Source organism: Vibrio sp. 1F263 (assembly GCF_041439035.1).
GTDB lineage: Bacteria > Pseudomonadota > Gammaproteobacteria > Enterobacterales > Vibrionaceae > Vibrio > Vibrio tasmaniensis_A.
The window spans coordinates 60,351-81,115 of sequence record NZ_JBGONI010000011.1; the positions used below are offsets into that span (position 1 = coordinate 60,351).

The 20,765-nt window shown below is 45.5% G+C and carries 20 protein-coding genes; 12 read left to right on the plus strand and 8 right to left on the minus strand.

The window, feature by feature from the left end; translation table 11 throughout:
- Positions 1-114: 114 nt before the first annotated feature.
- The 3 genes from metF to ACED25_RS09950 form a co-directional block, all read right to left on the minus strand.
- Positions 115-1,014: a methylenetetrahydrofolate reductase gene (metF, locus tag ACED25_RS09940; protein ID WP_371695189.1), complete on the minus strand. Its 900-nt coding sequence runs from the start codon at positions 1,012-1,014 to the stop codon at positions 115-117.
- A 318-nt stretch (positions 1,015-1,332) separates the two neighbouring features.
- Positions 1,333-3,744, minus strand: coding sequence for a bifunctional aspartate kinase/homoserine dehydrogenase II (locus ACED25_RS09945; RefSeq protein ID WP_122047178.1), 2,412 nt, complete (start codon positions 3,742-3,744; stop codon positions 1,333-1,335).
- Between the two features lie 2 nt (positions 3,745-3,746).
- Positions 3,747-4,928 carry an O-succinylhomoserine (thiol)-lyase gene (locus ACED25_RS09950; RefSeq protein WP_029223750.1) on the minus strand — a complete coding sequence of 394 codons (1,182 nt, stop codon included), beginning with the start codon at positions 4,926-4,928 and terminating at the stop codon, positions 3,747-3,749.
- A 208-nt stretch (positions 4,929-5,136) separates the two neighbouring features.
- Here ACED25_RS09950 and metJ point away from each other — a divergent pair, with 208 nt between their 5' ends.
- Entirely contained in the window at positions 5,137-5,457 is a 321-nt protein-coding gene (gene metJ / locus ACED25_RS09955; protein WP_004729686.1) for a met regulon transcriptional regulator MetJ, read from the plus strand.
- A 177-nt stretch (positions 5,458-5,634) separates the two neighbouring features.
- On the opposite strand, the gene ACED25_RS09960 is transcribed toward metJ, so the two are convergent.
- Complete coding sequence (locus ACED25_RS09960) at positions 5,635-6,924, minus strand: malic enzyme-like NAD(P)-binding protein (protein ID WP_009848885.1); 1,290 nt, start codon at positions 6,922-6,924, stop codon at positions 5,635-5,637.
- A gap of 331 nt (positions 6,925-7,255) precedes the next feature.
- Positions 7,256-7,474 carry a 50S ribosomal protein L31 gene (rpmE, locus tag ACED25_RS09965; RefSeq protein WP_009848884.1) on the minus strand — a complete coding sequence of 73 codons (219 nt, stop codon included), beginning with the start codon at positions 7,472-7,474 and terminating at the stop codon, positions 7,256-7,258.
- A 330-nt stretch (positions 7,475-7,804) separates the two neighbouring features.
- On the opposite strand from rpmE, the gene priA reads away from it, so the two are divergent.
- The 7 genes from priA (at position 7,805) to rraA (ending at position 15,746) form a co-directional block, all read left to right on the plus strand.
- Positions 7,805-10,006, plus strand: coding sequence for a primosomal protein N' (priA, locus tag ACED25_RS09970; protein WP_371695191.1), 2,202 nt, complete (start codon positions 7,805-7,807; stop codon positions 10,004-10,006).
- 240 nt (positions 10,007-10,246) lie between these two features.
- Positions 10,247-11,251 (plus strand): DNA-binding transcriptional regulator CytR, encoded by a 1,005-nt coding sequence (gene cytR / locus ACED25_RS09975; RefSeq protein ID WP_009848882.1) that lies wholly within the window; start codon positions 10,247-10,249, stop codon positions 11,249-11,251.
- 122 nt (positions 11,252-11,373) lie between these two features.
- The gene (locus tag ACED25_RS09980; RefSeq protein ID WP_009848881.1) at positions 11,374-11,913 is read left to right on the plus strand and encodes an SPOR domain-containing protein; all 540 of its coding nucleotides are present in this window, start codon (positions 11,374-11,376) and stop codon (positions 11,911-11,913) included.
- Positions 11,914-12,133: 220 nt separating this feature from the next.
- On the plus strand, positions 12,134-12,682 hold the full coding sequence (gene hslV / locus ACED25_RS09985) for an ATP-dependent protease subunit HslV (RefSeq protein ID WP_004729692.1): 549 nt from the start codon (positions 12,134-12,136) through the stop codon (positions 12,680-12,682).
- 58 nt (positions 12,683-12,740) lie between these two features.
- Complete coding sequence (hslU, locus tag ACED25_RS09990; protein ID WP_009848880.1) at positions 12,741-14,081, plus strand: HslU--HslV peptidase ATPase subunit; 1,341 nt, start codon at positions 12,741-12,743, stop codon at positions 14,079-14,081.
- 155 nt (positions 14,082-14,236) lie between these two features.
- A complete protein-coding gene (locus ACED25_RS09995; RefSeq protein WP_009848879.1) occupies positions 14,237-15,154 on the plus strand; it encodes a 1,4-dihydroxy-2-naphthoate polyprenyltransferase in 918 nt (305 codons plus the stop codon).
- Between the two features lie 73 nt (positions 15,155-15,227).
- Positions 15,228-15,746, plus strand: coding sequence for a ribonuclease E activity regulator RraA (gene rraA / locus ACED25_RS10000; RefSeq protein ID WP_009848878.1), 519 nt, complete (start codon positions 15,228-15,230; stop codon positions 15,744-15,746).
- 109 nt (positions 15,747-15,855) lie between these two features.
- On the opposite strand, the gene zapB is transcribed toward rraA, so the two are convergent.
- Positions 15,856-16,098, minus strand: coding sequence for a cell division protein ZapB (zapB, locus tag ACED25_RS10005; protein WP_009848877.1), 243 nt, complete (start codon positions 16,096-16,098; stop codon positions 15,856-15,858).
- Between the two features lie 324 nt (positions 16,099-16,422).
- Here zapB and glpX point away from each other — a divergent pair, with 324 nt between their 5' ends.
- The 3 genes from glpX (at position 16,423) to ACED25_RS10020 (ending at position 18,740) form a co-directional block, all read left to right on the plus strand.
- Positions 16,423-17,430, plus strand: coding sequence for a class II fructose-bisphosphatase (gene glpX, locus ACED25_RS10010; protein ID WP_009848876.1), 1,008 nt, complete (start codon positions 16,423-16,425; stop codon positions 17,428-17,430).
- A 199-nt stretch (positions 17,431-17,629) separates the two neighbouring features.
- Complete coding sequence (locus tag ACED25_RS10015) at positions 17,630-18,256, plus strand: helix-turn-helix transcriptional regulator (protein ID WP_371695192.1); 627 nt, start codon at positions 17,630-17,632, stop codon at positions 18,254-18,256.
- A gap of 136 nt (positions 18,257-18,392) precedes the next feature.
- Complete coding sequence (locus ACED25_RS10020) at positions 18,393-18,740, plus strand: DUF3135 domain-containing protein (RefSeq protein ID WP_371695194.1); 348 nt, start codon at positions 18,393-18,395, stop codon at positions 18,738-18,740.
- Between the two features lie 69 nt (positions 18,741-18,809).
- Here ACED25_RS10020 and ACED25_RS10025 read toward each other — a convergent pair whose 3' ends face one another.
- Positions 18,810-19,232 carry a DUF805 domain-containing protein gene (locus ACED25_RS10025; protein ID WP_009848873.1) on the minus strand — a complete coding sequence of 141 codons (423 nt, stop codon included), beginning with the start codon at positions 19,230-19,232 and terminating at the stop codon, positions 18,810-18,812.
- 86 nt (positions 19,233-19,318) lie between these two features.
- Positions 19,319-19,666, minus strand: coding sequence for a 5-carboxymethyl-2-hydroxymuconate Delta-isomerase (locus ACED25_RS10030; RefSeq protein WP_004729703.1), 348 nt, complete (start codon positions 19,664-19,666; stop codon positions 19,319-19,321).
- Between the two features lie 249 nt (positions 19,667-19,915).
- Here ACED25_RS10030 and tpiA point away from each other — a divergent pair, with 249 nt between their 5' ends.
- The gene (tpiA, locus tag ACED25_RS10035) at positions 19,916-20,686 is read left to right on the plus strand and encodes a triose-phosphate isomerase (protein WP_012604968.1); all 771 of its coding nucleotides are present in this window, start codon (positions 19,916-19,918) and stop codon (positions 20,684-20,686) included.
- The last annotated feature ends 79 nt before the right edge of the window (positions 20,687-20,765 follow it).

Here is a 20,765-nt window from a genome sequence, read left to right on the forward strand (position 1 = left end):
GAAAAGCAAAAGGCTTGAACTCTTAGAGTCCAAGCCTTTTTTGTATCTATAGGGTTTGAAATGTTACTACCAGAAGCTTTTACAAGCGCTTGGGCTTTACTTCCTAGACTTTACTTAAAGCGCAGCGACTTGTGGACGAACACCTAATGTGTGGCAAAGTGCATAAGTCATTTCTGCACGGTTTAGCGTGTAAAAGTGGAAATCTTTCACACCTTCACGGCTTAGCGTACGAACCATATCGAGCGCTTGGCTAGCACCAACTAACTGACGAGTTGTTGGATCATCATCCAACCCTTCGAACTGCTTCGCCATCCAACCTGGTACTTTTACGTTATTCATCGCAGCAAAACGAGACGCTTGCTTGAAGTTAGAAACCGGCAAGATACCCGGTACAATCTCTACGTCAACGCCAGCCGCCACACAACGGTCACGAAAACGTAAGTAGCTTTCGACATCGAAGAAGAACTGAGTGATTGCACGGTTTGCACCCGCATCCACTTTACGTTTTAGGTTAATAAGATCAGATTGAGCGCTTTTTGCTTCAGGGTGAACCTCAGGGAATGCCGCTACTGATATATCAAAGTCGTGACGAGATTTAAGCAGCTCGACTAAATCAGACGCATACATATCTGGCGCACCACCGCCTGCTGGAATATCACCACGCAACGCAACAATACTTTCAATGCCATTTGCCCAGTAATCGTCGGCAATTTGAATAAGCTCTTCGCGGCTAGCATCAATACACGTTAAATGTGGCGCAGCAACTAAGCCTGTTTGGTTCTTAATTTCTTTAATGATTGAGTGGGTACGATCACGCTCACCCGAGTTTGCACCATAGGTTACTGATACAAATTTAGGTTGAAGTGTTTTAAGACGGTGAACAGAATTCCACAGGGTCTCTTCCATCTTCTCACTGCTTGGTGGGAAAAATTCAAATGACACATTGATGTTGTCAGAAAGCTCTGCAATATTCTGATTTAAAGCGTCGATATGACTTGCGTGTGTGTATCCCATCTTACTCTCCCTGTGGCAAAAGCAACCACTAAATAATCTCAAATCCCTAGCGACGTTTAGACGTCTATATGTCTCCAGAATGAATTGAATACGATTTAATGTCAACAGATCCATTATGAATTTTTTTCAAGTAGATAGTGAGAAAAGCTCAAGCCGATAGGTGGGTCGCAAAGAAGAAATAATGTAGAAAAAAGACTGAAAACACATCGTGCTTTCAGCCTTATTTATCTTAGTGGATAGTATGCTATTTACGCATTTAAACAATTAATCTGAGTATTAAAGCAATTGATCTGACTATTAAGCCAATCGCTCTAAGTATTAAAACAGGCTAGACATTCTGTTTAAATCAGACTGAATTGCACCAGCTGTCACTTCACGACCAGCACCTGGGCCACGAATAACCAATGGATTATCTTTGTACCATTTGCTCTCAATCGCAAAGATGTTGTCGCAAGGCAGTAAGTTCGCCAGAGCGTGTTCTTTAGATAACGCTTCAACGCCTACTGTTGCCTTACCATTCTTCTCTAAACGCGCTACGTAACGAAGAACCTTCTGTTGAGACTGCGCTTTCTCTAAACGCTCGGCCAACTCTTCACTCAGTACAGAAGCTTTATCAAAGAAGTCATCCACTGACAGATCTTGTAATTCTTCAGGTACCAATGATTCTACTTTGACGTTTTCAGGCTCAATATCTAAACCCGATTCACGCGCCAGAATCACTAGCTTACGCATCACGTCTGAGCCATCGAGGTCAGCGCGAGGATCCGGTTCCGTCAGGCCTTGTTGCCACGCTAAATCAACCAACTCGCTGAATGACACCGTGCCATCAAACTGTTGGAATAACCAAGATAGAGTGCCCGAGAAGATACCTGACAGAGCAATAATATCGTCACCGCTTTCGCGCAGGTCACGTACCGTGTGGTTAATCGGTAAGCCAGCGCCGACTGTCGCGTTGTACAACCAGTGACGGCTGATCTTAGCGAAAGCATCCTGTACTTGATGGTAATACTCACTTGATGCAGAACCTGCCACCTTGTTAGCCGAGATCAGGTGAATACCTTGTTGTGCAATTTGCAGGTACTTTGCTGCAAGCACAGGGCTTGCAGTGACATCGAGTACTACAGCTTCATCGTAACCCTGAATAGAACCCAAACGCTCTAACCAGTCGTTGCCGTTATTGGCAATCGCTTCGTCATCAAAGCGTTTACCAACTGAAGTCGCATCAATGCCTTGATCGTCGAACCAATAAGTTTGGCTATCAACCACCGCAACCAATTCAAAGTTCATCCCACGGCGCTTTTCAAGTTCCGCCTTTTGCTCAGCAAACAGGCTTAACCAACTTGAACCAATATTACCCTTGCCACACAAGGCAATCGCAACACGCTTCTGCGCTTGGAACAGTTGAGAGTGAATGCCTTTCACTAGGCTTGATGTCTCACTCTTACGAATCACAGCGACTAAGCTCAAGCCAGAGTTCGCTTCTGAGATGAATTCAACTGGCGAGCTCTTGAGCTGCTGGTAGAAACCGTAGCAATGGTTCGGGTTCTTAGTCACACCCGCACCTACCGCCGCGATAAGAGAGAAACCTTCTTTGAGCTTAATTTCCGCTTCAATCGCGTGGTCTTGTAGATATTCTAATGCACCACCAGCGATCTCTTCTGTATAAGCAAGACGTAAGCAGTGCTGATCCGGTTCAAGCTCATAAGCAAGCGGCTCAAGTTGGGCTCGTTTAAGACCTTCAAGGACTTCACTTTCTAAGCGGTCAAAATCATGGCCATGACCAAAGGTCAGCTGAACGATCAGAACTTCATCCAGAGAGGTAATGATTTTTGCGCCACGACCCGATGCCAGTACACGCTCTATCTGTGTAGAGCCCGCCTCCGGCTGGTAGCTGCAGCGCAAGCTGAGATCCATAGCACTTTGAGCCACAGGCTGTAGCGTTCGGCTATGGAGCACTGGAGCCGCCAGACGAGCGAGTTCACTCGCTTCATCAAGGCGAAGCAGAGGCAACAAACACGCATCCGAAACCAAACGAGGGTCAGCGCTGTAAACGCCCGCCACGTCACTCCAAATCGTCACACGTTCAACTTCAGCCAAAGCGCCAATCACGGTTGCTGAGTAATCTGAACCGTTACGACCAAGCAGTACTGTTTCACCTTCGCAGTTCTGAGCCATAAAGCCCGTAATCACCACTCGGCAATGCGTATGCTGAGCCAAAACTTCTTTAATCAGAGGATAAGAACGCGCGCGATCCACTTCGGGTTGAGCACCCGCTTCTGCACGTAAAAAGGCACGCGCATCTTGAGCAACTGCTTGTAAGTCATGTTGGCATAACAGAGCGGCTAACAAACGTGAAGACCAAACCTCACCGTGTCCTAGCACCTGTGCTTTTTGCGATTCGCTTAGAGGAGCAGTTAGCTCACCCAAAGCAGTAAATTCTTGTTGAATAGCGGCCGTTAGCTGAGCCGCAGACTCACCTTCAAGCAGCGCTTCAATCAGCTCAAGTTGGAACTGACGAAGGGTTTGTAGACATTCGTGAGCGATACGACCATCTTTGTCGAGCGCTTCAACAAACTCAATCAAGCGGTTAGTTGTTTTACCCGCAGCTGATACCACGACCAAGTCAGTAGTTGATGAGTATTCTCTAAGAATATTGACCACGCGTTGGTAACACTCAGGGTTCGCTAAACTGCTGCCACCAAATTTATGTAGCTGGCGAAAGGTTGTCATTATTAAACTTCCCCTTCTGCGATAAAGCCTTGTGTTTTTTCAAACGCTTGCTTGAGATCATCAATCAAGTCTTCTGCATCTTCAAGGCCAACAGAAAGGCGCAGTAATTGTTGAGAAACACCCGCTTCTGCCAATGCTTCTTCGCCCATAGCACGGTGAGTCATCGACGCTGGATGACAAATCAGGCTTTCAACACCGCCCAATGATTCAGCCAAAGAAAATAGCTCTAATTTATCCACAAAATATTTAAGTGCCTCGAATGAACCCGCAAATTCAAAGCTCAACATTGAGCCAAAACCTGATTGCTGTTTCTTGGCAATATCATGACCCGGGTGTTCAGGCAGGCTTGGGTGGTAAATCGTACCCACCAGATCTTGTTGTTGCAGAGCCGTCAGAATTTCACGTGAGCTCTCTTCGTGAACGCGCATACGTGCACCTAGCGTACGAATACCACGTAGCGTCATGTAGCTATCAAATGGTGTGCCGGTTGCACCAATACAATTACCCCACCATGCTAGCTCTTCAGCGTGCTCTTCAGTTTTAGTGACCACAACGCCGCCAATAACATCTGAGTGTCCGTTGATGTATTTAGTGGTTGAGTGGATAACAAAATCCGCACCCAGCTCTAAAGGCTTTTGGAACACAGGCGTCAAAAACGTGTTGTCGACAGCAACCAGAGCACCTACTTCTTTCGCTTTACGGCAAGTTTCTGCAATATCAACCACACGAACCAATGGATTCGATGGCGTTTCGATTAAGATTAACTTTGGCTTAAGCGCGATCGCCGCATCCAGTGCAGCTTGATCCGATTGATCAACAAACAGAACTTTGAAGTCACCTTTGAGTGAGCGTGTGTTAAACAGACGGTAAGTACCGCCATAGCAGTCGTGCGGTGCAATAATAAGATCATCGCCACCTAAGAAAGCGGATACCCATAAGTTAAGTGCCGACGTACCGCAGTTAGTGACAACCGCGCCTTTGCCTGATTCAAGCTCAAACAGTGCCGTTTCTAATAGACCGCGGTTTGGGTTACCAGAGCGGGTATAATCATACTTTGGCACTTCACCAAAAGCGGGAAACCCATAGTTAGTCGAAAGATAAATAGGTGGGACAACGGCATGGTGTTGCGTGTCTGACTCGATGCCAGTACGTACTGCGATGGTTGCTGGCTTCCGGCTGCTCATAGGTGCTTCCTTACAAGTTTTGCGTCTGAGAATCACAGCTGCTTGTCGGCATTTTGTGGCTGTGTTAGATATATGTTACTCACTTTACTTTCATAAACGTGAGACGTCAACACTTCTGGACGTCTATATGTCTTTGCTTATGGCAGTAAATCCCGCTAAAATCAGCACTATTAATTTATTCTAACAACTAAAGTGATGAAGGTACGCAATGGCCGACTGGAATGGTGAATACATAAGCCCATATGCTGAGCATGGAAAGAAAAGCGAACAAGTAAAGAAAATTACAGTTTCTATCCCTCTAAAAGTGTTAAAGGTTCTTACTGACGAGCGCACTCGCCGCCAGATCAACAACCTACGCCATGCAACAAACAGTGAGCTACTGTGCGAAGCCTTTCTACATGCGTACACTGGCCAACCACTGCCAACGGATGAAGACCTTCGTAAAGATCGTCCAGACGACATCCCGACTGAAGTCAAAAAACTGATGACAGAGATGGGCATCGAGTTCGAAGCGTTTGACGAAGAATAAAAACAACTCAGTCACCGCCTTCATTATTGATTCGCTATAGCTGAACCCTATTTGTCACATCACCCACTACGTTATCTGTAGCTGCGCTGTGAATGATAGACATAAAAAAAAACCGACTCCTATGAGTCGGTTTTTTATTATTCTTTTTCGCTCAATAGAGCAACAGCTACTAAGGCATTAAGCCATATAGTTAGCAGGCATCTCAATTCGAGCAACGCCAGACTCAACAGCCGCTTCAGCAACTGCTTTTGCAACGCGAGGAAGCAGACGCGGGTCCATTGGCTTAGGAATGATGTAACCCTTACCGAACTCCAGTGCAGTCTCGCCCGCAGCTGCCAGTACTTCAGCTGGAACTTCTTCTTTTGCTAGTTCACGAATCGCTTTAACCGCCGCTAGCTTCATTTCGTCATTGATTTCGCTCGCACGCACGTCTAGTGCACCACGGAAAATGAATGGGAAACAAAGTACGTTGTTTACTTGGTTAGGGTAATCACTACGGCCAGTGCCCATGATTAGGTCAGAACGAACTTCATGTGCAAGCTCAGGTTTGATCTCTGGATCTGGGTTTGAACATGCAAACACAACAGGCTTATCAGCCATCAGCGTAAGTGCCTTAGCTGGTAGCAGATTAGGACCCGATACACCCAAGAACAGGTCAGCGCCTTCGATAACATCTTCAAGCGTGCGCTTGTCGGTGTTATTTGCGAACAGCTCTTTGTATTCATTCAAGTCATCACGACGAGTGTGGATCACACCTTTACGGTCAAGCATGTAGATCTTCTCACGCTGAGCGCCACACTTAATCAGTAGCTCCATACAAGCAACCGCTGCTGCGCCAGCACCTAAACAAACGATCTTACACTCTTCCAGTTTCTTACCTTGAAGCTCGATCGCGTTAAGCATACCCGCTGCCGTTACAATCGCAGTACCGTGTTGATCATCATGGAAAACAGGTACATCACAACGCTCAATCAGGCGACGCTCGATTTCAAAACAGTCTGGTGCTTTGATGTCTTCTAGGTTAATACCACCAAATGTATCTGCGATATTCGCAACCGTATCAACGAACTCATCGATTGTGCGGTGTTTTACTTCAATATCAATAGAATCTAAACCAGCAAAACGCTTAAACAGTAGCGCTTTACCTTCCATAACTGGTTTAGAAGCAATAGGACCAAGATTACCTAAGCCAAGAATTGCAGTACCGTTAGAGATAACTGCAACCATGTTGCCTTTACCTGTGTACTTATAAACGTTATCGACATTCTGTGCGATCTCGCGAACAGGCTCAGCTACGCCAGGGCTGTATGCCAGTGCTAGGTCTTCTGCAGAGTTTGCAGGCTTCGTCAGTTCTACGGCAATTTTGCCTGGAATTGGGAACTCATGATAATCAAGAGCTTGCTGACGGAATTGTTCTTGAGGCGATAATTCTTGAGGGGATTGATCTTGGCGGCTGTCTTCAGACATAGGTGTAGGTTCCTAGGATATTATTATTTGGGGGATCTTGTTCATGTTAATGGATGTACTTCAAAGTTCCTAGGTGGTTGAAGCATCTGTATCATTAAAAAACGAGATTTCACTACTAATAAGACCAGTGGGCAGTTGAAATTACTGTCGCTAGCTCAACTTTAGAGCGAATTTCGAGGAAGGAGTGTTGGGGTAAGCGATGAAATAAAATTTACGCCAGTAACCTACCACTTTAAATGACCTAATAATGAAATACGATTCAGTATTTTTTCAAATTTCAGGCAACAAAAAAGGACACCGAAGTGTCCTTTTTATGTCTAAATAGCGAGAATTACTTCTTGCTAGAAAGAGCACCGAAACGCTTGTTGAAGCGATCAACACGGCCGCCTGTATCTACGATACGTTGCTTACCAGTGTAGAACGGGTGACATTTGTCACATACGTCTAGGTGGATTGATTCTTTTGCTAGCGTTGAGTTGAACTCAAATGTGTTGCCGCAAGAACAAGTTGCAGAAACTGCTTTGTATTCTGGGTGGATACCAACTTTCATGGGAAAACCTCAATTAGGCCGCGTCGCCATCCGATTCTAAGCCGGACACCACACGTAGTTAAAAAATAAATAAAGACACCGCTGTATCACTAAACCGCGATAAAGCCATACCTTTAAGGCGCAGTATAGTAATGAATCTGTGAGGTAGGATCAACTGATTTGATACATTTTTCACCAACACTGTCCTTAAACCTTCTATTAAGCGTTATTTTCTGGCTCCAGTAGCATTCAAGCCTCAAGTAAGCTCTGTCATCTAAACTGCTCCTCGAATTTAACGCCCTTATCCATTAGACTGTTCGCTCTCGTCAACTCAGATAAAGCCGTCCCTTTATGCGTCCAATGATTGCCCGTGTGGCACTGCCTGTTCCACTCGACAAGCAGTTCGATTACAAGATTCCTAGCCACCTATTTCCGATTATTGGCGGTCGAGTCTCTGTGCCTTTTGGACGACAAACCTTAACAGGCATTGTTACGGCTCTGGTTAACGAATCTGAATTCGAGTTAGACAAACTCAAGCCCATTAAAGCCTTACTAGACAACCAACCCGTTTGGCCAGAATCGGTCTACTCACTCTTGGTATGGTGCAGCCAGTTCTATCAGTATCCACTAGGTGAAACCTTGGCCAACGCACTACCAAGCGCCTTACGAAAGGCCAAAGCGGCCGATTTCGCGACGCTTGTTGAATGGCAACTGACCCCATCAGGTAGAGATCAACTGATGCAGGGCTTTGGCCGTGCCGTCAAACAAGCCAAAGTAATGCACATGCTTGAGCACGGCCCAGTTCCCCATCAAGAATTCATTGATGAAGAAGTGGGCAGCGCGGTACTTAAGACGTTGGAAGAGAAAGGCTGGGTTGAATCAGTAGAGAAAAAGCCGAAGCGCCAGCCGTGGCCAGTTGAGCTCGAAAACGATCAAGATAAGCCAAAACTCAATGAAGAACAGGCTATAGCAATAGCGACAGTAAATAGTCAAACCGACTTTGGTTGCTTCTTGCTAGAGGGTGTAACTGGCTCAGGTAAGACCGAAGTCTACCTGAATATGATCAAGCCGATTCTCGACCAAGGTAAACAAGCGTTAGTGTTAGTGCCCGAGATCGGTCTAACCCCTCAAACGATTAACCGCTTTAAGCGACGCTTTAATGTTCCAGTTGAGGTTATCCATTCTGGTTTAAACGATTCTGAGCGACTAAATGCTTGGTTATCGGCGCGTGATAAAATAGCGGGCATTGTGATCGGTACTCGTTCAGCTCTGTTCACACCGTTCGCGGATCTGGGCATTATTATTGTCGATGAAGAGCACGACGCCTCTTATAAGCAGCAAGATAGCCTACGCTACCACGCTCGTGATGTTGCCATCATGCGTGCTCATAAAGCGCAGATTCCGGTTGTGCTAGGCTCGGCGACTCCGGCCTTTGAAACGCTGCACAACGCTCAGATCGGTAAATACAGTTACCTCACCCTGACCTCTCGTGCAGGTGTCGCGCTGCCGACCACCAATAAAGTGTTGGACGTTAAGGGTGAATATCTAGAAAGTGGCTTATCTGCGTCGTTGATTGCTGAAATGCAAAGACACCTCAAAGCAGGCAACCAAGTGATGTTGTTCCTCAATCGTCGTGGGTTTTCTCCCGCATTAATGTGTCACGATTGTGGTTGGACAGCAGAATGTAAGCGTTGTGATGCCTACTACACCTATCATCAATACAGCAATGAGATGCGCTGCCACCACTGTGGCTCGCAGCAGCATATCGTGCATCATTGCCAAGGTTGTGGTTCAGCGAATTTAGTAACAGTGGGGGTTGGTACCGAACAGTTAGAGGCTCAACTGGGTCACCTATTCCCTGAATACAAAACCATCCGTATTGACCGAGACAGCACTCGCCGCAAAGGCAGTTTAGAAAGCGCGTTAGAATCGATTCGTAAAGGTGAATACCAAATTCTGATTGGTACACAGATGCTTGCTAAAGGGCATCACTTCCCAGATGTGACACTTGTGGCATTGCTGGACGTTGATGCCTCTTTATATAGCAGTGACTTCCGCGCCTCTGAGCGATTGGCTCAATTGTTTACTCAAGTCGCCGGTCGAGCAGGACGAGCCAGTAAGCCGGGGGAAGTTATCTTACAAACTCACCATCCAGAACACGGCTTATTACAGGCATTACTGCACAAAAACTACAACCACTTTGCTCAGACTGCATTAGCAGAGCGTAAACAAGCGATGTTGCCGCCTTATACCTTCATGACTCTGTTTAGAGCGGAAGCCAATGACACTCGCTTAGTGGAAGAATTTTTGCGTCAAGTGCGCCACACATTGGAATCGCATCCGTTATTTGACCAATATTGTATGGTGCTAGGGCCAACCCCTGCACCACTAGCCAAACGAGCAGGTAAATCTCGCTGGCAGCTTATTTTACAAACACAGACTCGCTCGTTGATGCAAAAGCTATTAATGAGCGCCAAGCCAGTAATCAATATGTTACCCGCTGCGAAAAAAGTCCGTTGGTCACTCGATATTGAGCCGCAAGATCTGAGCTAAACCCACTTGGGTTAAAACTAATGATAAGTTTGTTCACAAATATTTCATATTTCTCGTGAGCAACTTCACACTAGTCATGTGATTTTTGTTAATCTAGCCGTAACTTTACATGGGTGAAACGAATAAAATATTGCAATAAAAAAAGTGTTAGCAACACTTTCACAATATCTATTCGATTACATTTATTATTCATGCCTTAGATACTTAGGCAGCAAAGGAATTAAAAAGAGGGTTTAATTTATGGCGACAATGAAGGATGTTGCCCAGCTAGCAGGCGTTTCAACAGCTACGGTATCACGTGCATTGATGAACCCTGAAAAAGTCTCGGTTTCTACTCGTAAGCGAGTTGAGACAGCAGTACTTGAAGCTGGATACTCACCCAATACATTAGCTAGAAACTTACGTCGCAACGAATCAAAAACCATCATCACTATTGTTCCTGATATCTGTGACCCGTATTTCGCAGAGATCATTCGTGGTATCGAAGATGCCGCAGTAGAAAATGACTACCTCGTTTTACTGGGTGATAGCGGCCAACAGAAGAAGCGTGAGTCTTCATTTGTTAACTTAGTATTCACCAAACAAGCTGACGGCATGCTACTACTTGGCACCGACCACCCGTTTGATGTCAGTAAGCCTGAACAAAAAAATTTACCGCCGATGGTGATGGCGTGTGAGTTTGCCCCTGAGCTTGAACTCCCTACCGTACACATCGATAACCTGACCTCAGCATTTGAAGCGGTGAATTACCTAGCTCAGTTAGGCCATAAACGTATTGCTCAAATCTCTGGTCCTATATCGGCAACGCTGTGTAAATTCCGCCAACAAGGTTACCAACAAGCGCTACGTCGTGCAGGAGTATCAATGAATCCTGCCTACAGCACTGTCGGTGACTTTACCTTTGAAGCGGGCGCTCAAGCTGTTCGTCAATTACTCGCTCTTCCTGAACAACCTACAGCGATCTTCTGTCATAACGATGCGATGGCCATCGGCGCGATTCAAGAAGCGAAAAAATTAGGCTTACGCGTTCCTCAAGACCTATCGATTGTCGGCTTTGATGACATCCAATTCGCTCAATACTGCGATCCACCGCTAACCACTATTTCTCAGCCTCGTTATGAGATTGGACGCCAAGCAATGTTGATGATGCTCGACGTACTTAAAGGCAACGATGTGCAAGCGGGGTCGCGCCTGCTTGAAGCCAAATTAGTCGTTCGAGGTAGTACAGCGCCGCCTCGAATCTAATCTGAAGAAATATCCTTATAATTCTGCGGCACATTTTGATGTGCCGCTTCCATTTCTGCACTGTTATCCTCGCTCAATCTGGATTACCATGAGAGCAGAATCAGCAACTATTGAATTGTCTTGTGGCTAATAGAGATTATGTAAAGCGCGGTCGTGGCACAAAAAAACCGACCAAAAAACAAGCCCCTCGCCGTAAACCATGGCGTAGTGGTCTTTTGGCGATCCTCCTTGCCGGTGGTTTTGGTTACGGCCTTTACCTATTGAGTAATGATCCTGAGCCGCCAGCACCGACTCCAGTGGTAACCAAACCAAAGCCTAAGCCGAAACCAGCAAAAGTAATTCCGCCCCCTCCAGAGGAGAAGTGGGATTACGTTGAAACCTTGCCAAGTCGTGAGATTGAAGTAAAAGCCAAAGAGCAACAGATCTCGAAGATCCCTTACATCATGCAATGTGGCGCGTACAAAACCTCAAGCCAAGCTGAAGCACGTAAGTTGGATATTGCTTTCCAAGGTATCTCAAGTTCAATCCGTAAAAAAGATGGAAGTAGCTGGTACCGTGTGGTTCTAGGGCCATATAAATTGAAGCGTGATGCAGAGCGAGATCGCCATAAGCTGCAGCGAGCGAAAATCGAACCTTGTGCTATTTGGAAAGACACCGAGTAGTTATAGATTTAGCCGCAGAAGCAGAAGCAGAAGCAGAAAAACCAAACACCGAAAGCCTCCCATTGTGGAGGTTTTCTTTTGTCTACACCCTTTAGCCAAATTTCCTTACAACTTCCGCCGATAAGTTGCGCGACATCACTCGACCTTCCTTGAATTATCCGAGCACCATCCTCATATACTTTTTATACCCAAAGATAAGAAATATTAAGAGGCCCTACTCGTGACTACCATTGTATCTGTACGTCGTAATAATAAAGTCGTCATCGCGGGTGATGGACAAGTATCTCTAGGCAACACCGTAATGAAGGGCAATGCCCGTAAAGTACGTCGCCTATACAACAACAAAGTACTGGCCGGTTTTGCTGGCGGTACGGCAGATGCTTTCACGCTATTCGAAAAATTTGAAAGCAAGCTGCAAATGCACCAAGGCCACCTAACCAAAGCTGCCGTTGAGCTGGCGAAGGATTGGCGTAGCGACCGTGCTCTACGTAAATTAGAAGCACTGCTAGCAGTAGCGGATGAAACTGCTTCATTGATCATCACAGGTAACGGTGACGTCGTTCAACCAGAGAACGACCTGATTGCGATCGGTTCGGGCGGTAACTTCGCTCAAGCAGCAGCCACTGCACTATTAGAAAATACAGATTTAGATGCGCGTGAAATCGCAGAAAAGTCGCTGAACATTGCGGGCGATATCTGTGTATTCACCAACCATCACCACACTATTGAAGAACTAGAAAGCACCGTTGAACTGCCAAAGCCAGAGTAACGACCGCTTCCATCAATAACGTTGTATTCAACAGTGATTAAAGAATTAAGGAAAAACCATGTCTGAGATGACTCCTCGCGAAATTGTTCACGAACTCAATCGCCACATTATCGGCCAAGACAACGCTAAGCGCTCAGTGGCTATCGCCCTTCGTAACCGCTGGCGTCGTATGCAGCTTGAAGAAAGTCTGCGTGTTGAAGTATCACCAAAAAACATCCTGATGATCGGCCCAACCGGTGTCGGTAAAACTGAAATTGCTCGCCGTCTTGCGAAACTAGCAAACGCGCCTTTCATCAAGGTAGAAGCGACTAAGTTCACTGAAGTGGGCTACGTAGGTAAAGAAGTTGAAACCATCATCCGTGATCTAACGGACGTTGCGATTAAGATGACACATCAACAAGCGATGGAAAAAGTACAATACCGCGCTGAAGAACAAGCTGAAGAACGTATTCTTGATGCCCTTCTACCACCAGCGCGTGATGCTTGGGGTCAGAACGAGCAATCAACTGAAGACACAACCTCTTCAAACACTCGCCAGATTTTCCGCAAGAAACTGCGTGAAGGTAAGCTAGACGACAAAGAGATTGAAGTTGATGTAGCGGCGCCACAAATGGGTGTTGAAATCATGTCACCTCCAGGCATGGAAGAGATGACTAACCAGCTACAAGGCATGTTCCAAAATCTCGCTGGCGACACCAAGAAAAAGCGTAAGATGAAAATCAAAGACGCATTCAAAGCACTAACGGAAGAAGAAGCTGCGAAGCTTGTGAACCAAGAAGAGCTAAAAGAGAGCGCGATCTTCAATGCTGAAAACAACGGCATCGTATTCATCGATGAGATCGACAAAATCTGTAAGCGTGGCGACAGCTCAGGCCCAGACGTATCTCGTGAAGGCGTTCAGCGTGACCTGCTTCCTCTTATCGAAGGCAGTACAGTATCGACTAAGCACGGTATGGTTAAAACTGACCACATTTTGTTTATCACATCAGGTGCATTCCAAGTGGCTAAGCCATCAGACCTAATTCCTGAACTGCAAGGTCGTCTACCAATCCGTGTTGAACTTGAAGCGCTTTCTGCACATGACTTCAAACGTATTCTGACTGAGCCAAAAGCATCATTGACAGAGCAGTACATTGCTCTGATGAAAACAGAAGATGTCGGCATTGAGTTTACTGAAGATGGCATCAACCAGATTGCTGACGCAGCATGGCGTGTCAACGAAACCACTGAAAACATCGGTGCGCGTCGTCTACACACGGTAATGGAACGCCTAATGGATGAGATTTCATTCGACGCAACAGACCGAGCAGGCAGCAAATTAGTAATTGATGAAGCTTATGTAATATCTAAGCTTGGCGAGCTCGTAGAAGACGAAGACCTAAGTCGCTTCATCCTGTAGCACAGGAAACTCCAACTTATTGCTCTATCTCAAAGAAATAGCAGCTAATAAGCGAATTCAAGGCCCACTTTCGAGTGGGCTTTTTATTACCCGAAAAATGGGCGTATACTCAAATCACAGTATGAAACGAAGACTTACAAAGAATTAGACCTACGATGAAACAATCTCTACTGATTTGGCTTGATGCCGCACGCCCAAAAACTCTGCCTCTCGCACTTGTCTCTATTCTTACAGGAAGTAGTTTAGCGTTCGCTGGTGGTCATTTTTCTTTATCAATAGCCCTGCTGGCATTTTTAACCGCCACTCTATTACAGATTCTGTCGAACTTAGCCAATGACTATGGCGACGCGGTAAAAGGCACAGACAACGAAAACCGTCTAGGGCCAACACGTGCAATGCAATCTGGCGCGGTGACCGCGAAAACCATGAAGCAAGCGATCATCCTCAACATCGTATTTACCATGCTCGCTGGGCTGATTCTTATCTTTCATGCCTTAACCTCGATTGAGAGTATCTTATCTTTCATTGCGTTAGGCGTATTAGCCATTGTTGCAGCCATCGCTTACACCGTCGGCAATAAACCTTATGGTTATATTGGCCTTGGCGACTTATCGGTATTTATCTTCTTCGGTTTGTTAGGCGTTTCAGGGACTTATTTCTTACACACTGGCCATGTTGAACCAAGCCTATTCCTTCCGGCATTGGGCTGCGGCTTGATGGCGGTTGCGGTACTCAATATCAACAACATGCGGGATATTGAAAACGACAGCGAATGTGGCAAACGCACCATGGCGGTTCGCCTAGGGCAGCGCAAAGCCAAACACTATCATTTTGCACTACTTGGGCTCGCCCTTGCCTCTTTCGCTATCTACCTACTGATTCAAGAAAAACCGGTCTGGATCAGCCTGCCGTTTTTACTAAGCATTATTATTGTTTATAAGCACGGTAAGGCCGTTTGGGAAACCGAAAAGCCAGCACAGATTGCACCAATGATGCCCGTGATAGTGAAATGTTCACTGGTCACTAACCTATTGTTTGCAGGGGTTGTCGTAGCTCAAACTCTATTGAGTTAAATGAGACTAATCATTGCAAAGGGATCAAGCACCGATATACTCAAAGTAAGCTCATTGTTCAAAAGGTATACTAATGGAATACAACACTTCAGCACTGTGCGACATATATTTGGATCAAGTTGATGTCGTGGAACCAATGTTCAGCAACTTCGGTGGACGTGCATCCTTCGCAGGACAGATCACGACATTAAAGTGTTTTGAAGACAATGCTTTAATTCGCTCCGTATTAGAACAAGATGGTTTGGGGCGTGTGTTGTTAATCGATGGTGGCGGCTCACTGCGTAAAGCGCTGATCGATGCTGAGATTGCCCTACTTGCTGAAGACAATGAGTGGGAAGGTATTGTGGTTTACGGCTGCGTACGCGAAGTCGATGAGTTAGAAGACATGAATCTTGGTATTCAGGCTTTAGCCTCTATTCCTGTGGGTGCAAGCCAAGAAGGTGTCGGCGAATTGGATGTACCTGTGAACTTTGGCAGCGTGACCTTCTTACCGGAAGATTACCTCTATGCAGACAACACTGGCATCATTCTTTCGGCAGAGCCTTTGGATGTAGAACTCGATCTGGATGTTGAAGAAGAAGAGGCCGAGTAACTCACTCAGCTTCAAATAATAAAACAAGCAATAGAACACAAAGCATAAGAATACAAACGAAAACGCCCGCTACTGAGTAGCGGGCGTTTTTTTAAATCTGAAGAGTCGATTACTCTACGTCATCCATTTTACCAAGAAGGTTACGGATGCGATCTTGCCATGCTGAATGCTCTTCCTGCATTTGCTGAGTTTTTTGCTCTAGCTCGTGACGGCTTGCTTTAAGCTCACCAGCTTCTGTTGCTAGTGCTTGTTTCTCTTCTTTAAGCTCTTCCACTTCCATTTGAAGAAGTGCAATTGTATCTACTGCTGTTTGAATTTTTGCTTCTAGCTGCTCTAGTACTTCAAAAGACATTCTGGCCTACCTTTAAGTTATCCGTTTGATGGTGAAGGTCTACTCCACTTATTTCCCCATTCTACTCAGCAGAGCAAGGATAAACACTCAATATATTCGATATTTTGCGCCATTCGATGAAAAAAACAGCGCTTTTTACCTAATATTGACGTGAATTATTACTACCGCGACAACAGACTGATTATTTTGATGAATATTACCTGTTTTCACCCGCAAATTGATCAAGAGCAATCCCCAAAAAACAAAAAGGCAAACGTTTCCTTTGGGATATGGTAAAATTCGCCGCGAAATTTCTATTCCCCTTTTGAAAATTTTGGAGTCCGCATGAAACGCGATTTAGCAATGTCATTCTCTCGTGTCACTGAAGGTGCAGCACTAGCTGGTTACAAGTGGCTTGGCCGCGGCGATAAAAACGCTGCAGATGGCGCTGCTGTAGAAGTAATGCGTAGCCTACTGAACAAAACCGAAATTAGCGGCGAGATCGTTATCGGCGAAGGTGAAATCGATGATGCACCTATGCTATACATCGGCGAAAACGTCGGTGTGGGCGGCGATGCAGTCGATATAGCCGTAGACCCAATTGAAGGGACACGCATGACAGCTATGGGTCAATCAAATGCATTGGCGGTATTGGCTGCAGGCGAAAAAGGCAGCTTCCTTAAAGCACCTGACATGTACATGGAAAAATTGGTTGTTGGCCCTGGCGCTAAAGGCGTAATTGACCTAGAGCTGCCACTAACAGAAAACCTAGAAAACATCGCTAAAGCATTAGGTAAAACACTCGATACGCTAGTAGTAACCACACTGGCTAAGCCTCGTCACGATCAAGTCATTGCCGACATGCAAGCCATGGGCGTTCGTGTATTTGCTGTGCCAGACGGTGATGTTGCTGCCTCTATCCTAACGTGTATGCCAGACAGCGAAGTAGACGTAATGTACTGCATCGGCGGCGCGCCTGAAGGTGTCGTTTCTGCTGCTGTTATTCGCGCACTCGACGGTGACATGCACGCTCGTCTTCTTCCTCGTCATGAAGTAAAAGGCGATACAGAAGAGAACCGCAAGCACGGTGAGCTTGAACTAGAGCGTTGTGCAGAAATGGGCGTAACGGCAGGCATCGTCTTGAAAATGGAAGACATGGCACGCAGCGATAATGTTGTATTCTCGGCAACAGGTATTACTAAGGGTGATCTTCTAGAGGGCATCACTCGCACAGGCAATATCGCAACCACAGAAACTCTGCTTATCCGTGGTCGCTGTCGTACGATTCGCCGCATCAAATCTATCCACTACCTAGAGCGTAAAGACCCAGAAGTAATCGGTCACATCCTGTAGACCTAAACTAGCTCTAACAGAAATGTTCCAAGGCTGATACCAAGTATCAGCCTTTTGTTTTATTAGTGCACCAGAATCTCACCATTTGCTGTCGCTAGAGTAAACGCTGTCTATATAGTAAATCCCCATCAATATAGTAAATGGTTTGCTTTATAAACACCTTGCCTCATAATAGTGAGGTTGATGAGGTAGGGATAGTATGAAAACAAGCGACAAAATCTTACAGACCATTAAGCGTCAAGGCGCGGTAACCGCGAAACAACTGTCAGAAGAGTTTGGCATGACGACAATGGGTGCAAGGCAACATCTGCAAAGTCTGGAAGATGACGGTATTCTTGCGTTTCATGATGTGAAAGTGAAAGTGGGTCGCCCGACTCGCCACTGGTCCCTGACTCAACAAGGTCATAGCCAATTTTCAGACCGACATGGTGAACTCACCATTCAAGTGATTGATGCTGTGGAGAATCTATTTGGTAAAGAAGGGCTGGCTAAGGTTGCTGCCGAGCGTGAACAACACACTCTTAACCAGTATCAAACTGCGCTGTCTGACTGTGATTCACTCATCAGCAAGCTTAAAAAACTCACCCAGCTTCGTGAAGACGAAGGCTACATGGCTGAGCTTCAAGAGCATGATGATCACTACATCTTGATTGAGAACCACTGCCCCATCTGCAAAGCAGCAACTCGTTGCCCTAGCCTATGCCAATCTGAGCTCAATGTTTTCACTGAACTGCTCAAAAATGAGTGTCATGTAAGCCGCACTGAACACATTATTGCCGGCGAGAGACGCTGTACTTATACCTTAACGCCCACGCCTTTATCGTAATACCAAGTGCTAAGGGCTAGTCCCAACCCACCGATTCCGTCTCAATATTGAGAAAATGAGAATAGATTAAAATTTGTACAAATTTATTTCTTAAGCTTAAAGCATATGAAACACGCTTAATGCTAAGGAAGGAATCATGGCACAGCCACAGCCAAATCAAAAACTGCCCCCCTTTGATGAACTGGTCCAACTCGCCAAAAGCGATCCGAAAGCATTCAATCAATTCAAACACGAAATGTGCGAGCAGATGATTTGTTCGGCCTCGGAAACTATGCAAGACAGGCTACGCGCTCAGCAAAGTCACATCGATTTGGTGGTCGGTCGCTGTAAAAATCCACATCATGTTAATGTCGTGCTCATGCAGGAGCTTCGTTGTCAGGTCTGTAAATTCCAAGATTCACTCGAAGGTCGCTATAGTTTTGAAGAACCTAAAACTGAAAATGTCGTGCCTTTCAGGCCGAATACAGAACCCAAAATGTACTAAAAGTAGAAAAGTATCAAAAAGAAAAAAGGGAGCGCAATGCTCCCTTTTTACTGATGAATCATCCAATCTTTAAACTGGATCTTCACCGTAATCATTACGGCCTTCTGTGCCTTTCAACAAACCACACTCAATCAGAATCCATAAGCCACACACTAACGCTGCAACGGTCGCAACCATATGGATTGGCGATACCGGCTCAGTGGTAGTCGCTGCCATTGGCGAAGCCAAACGACCCAGTACTAGGGGCACATTTAGTAGTAACCAGTAATTCGACTTATTGCGGTCGTGCCAGCGCTTAGCGGTGACCGCAAGATCTGGGATCACTAGCAGCAATAGGAATACTGGCAGTAGGATGTAAGAGTAAGCAGGGAACAACACAGAGATACCAGAAGCAAAACCAGTAATCGCTATGTAGTAGAAAATATTCCAAATCCAGTAAGTCTTACGACCAATTCTCCCTTTGAAAGAGAGCAGTAAATCTTTCATCGACATCTTAAAACACTCAAAAATTAATACGCTACCAAAAAGTTAGCAGCAAATAGTTAGTGAATCACTTTTAGTTAGTTGATTATTTTTAGCTAGTTAATCACTTTCTGAAAGCAACTTTTATCCATATCCCGTATGTTGACCGTTAGGCTACGGATATGGCTTGCCTGTTCTTGTAAGGTTTGCATTAACAAACGCGACAATTCTCTTTTCTGTTCTTCAGTACGTCCAGAAAGTAACTCGAAGCTAATATGAACAAAATCTACATTGTCCTCTTCATCACCGACCAACCAGTTATGACAGCGTAGTGAACGAGACTTCACAGAAGGTACATCAAACAAACCACAGTTTAATGTAACTTGATGAAGGTCTTCCAGTAAACCTTGGATATTCACTCGCTCATCCACTGAATTTGAGTACTCTAGAACTAGATTCGGCATTATTACTTCCTATTGTTAACGCAATCGTTTGTCCCTTAATAGCAACTAACGATGAAAAATCCGAGAAGTTAGCTATTATTCTGTCTGCCGGATCACTGATATTTGCTCAAAATCTACTCTGACCATTGAGTAAGATCCAAGAAAGTCATGACCACAGTCATGATCTGTTGATATTATTCTGTTATATTATTTCGTAATAAAGTTTACTTTTTTACATTCGATTTATTTAAATACTTTGGAGATATTCCTATGCGTCATCCTGTAGTTATGGGTAACTGGAAACTAAACGGCAGCAAAGAAATGGTTGTTGATCTACTAAACGGTCTTAACGCTGAACTTGAAGGCGTAACAGGCGTAGACGTAGCAGTTGCTCCACCAGCACTTTTCGTTGATCTTGCTGAGCGTACGCTTACTGAAGCGGGCAGCGCTATCATCCTAGGTGCTCAAAACTCTGACCTAAACAACAGCGGTGCATTCACTGGCGACATGTCTCCAGCAATGCTTAAAGAGTTCGGCGCATCTCACATCATCATCGGTCACTCTGAGCGTCGTGAATACCACGCTGAGTCTGACGAATTCGTTGCTAAGAAATTCGCATTCCTAAAAGAGAACGGCCTAACTCCAGTTCTTTGTATCGGTGAATCTGAAGCACAAAACGAAGCAGGCGAAACTGTTGCTGTATGTGCTCGTCAACTTGACGCTGTTATCAACACTCAAGGTGTTGAAGCTCTTGAAGGCGCTATCATCGCTTACGAACCAATCTGGGCTATCGGTACTGGTAAAGCAGCTACAGCTGAAGATGCACAGCGCATCCACGCTCAAATCCGTGCACACATCGCAGAGAAATCTGAAGACGTTGCTAAGAAAGTTGTTATCCAATACGGCGGTTCTGTTAAGCCAGAAAACGCAGCAGCTTACTTCGCACAACCAGACATCGACGGTGCTCTAGTTGGCGGCGCAGCACTTGACGCGAAAAGCTTCGCAGCTATCGCTAAAGCAGCAGCTGAAGCAAAAGCTTAATTTAAACTTCACCGTTTAGATTAGATGAAAGGTCAACTTAGGTTGGCCTTTTTTGTGCCTGCCGTTTGTGAAAACTCAA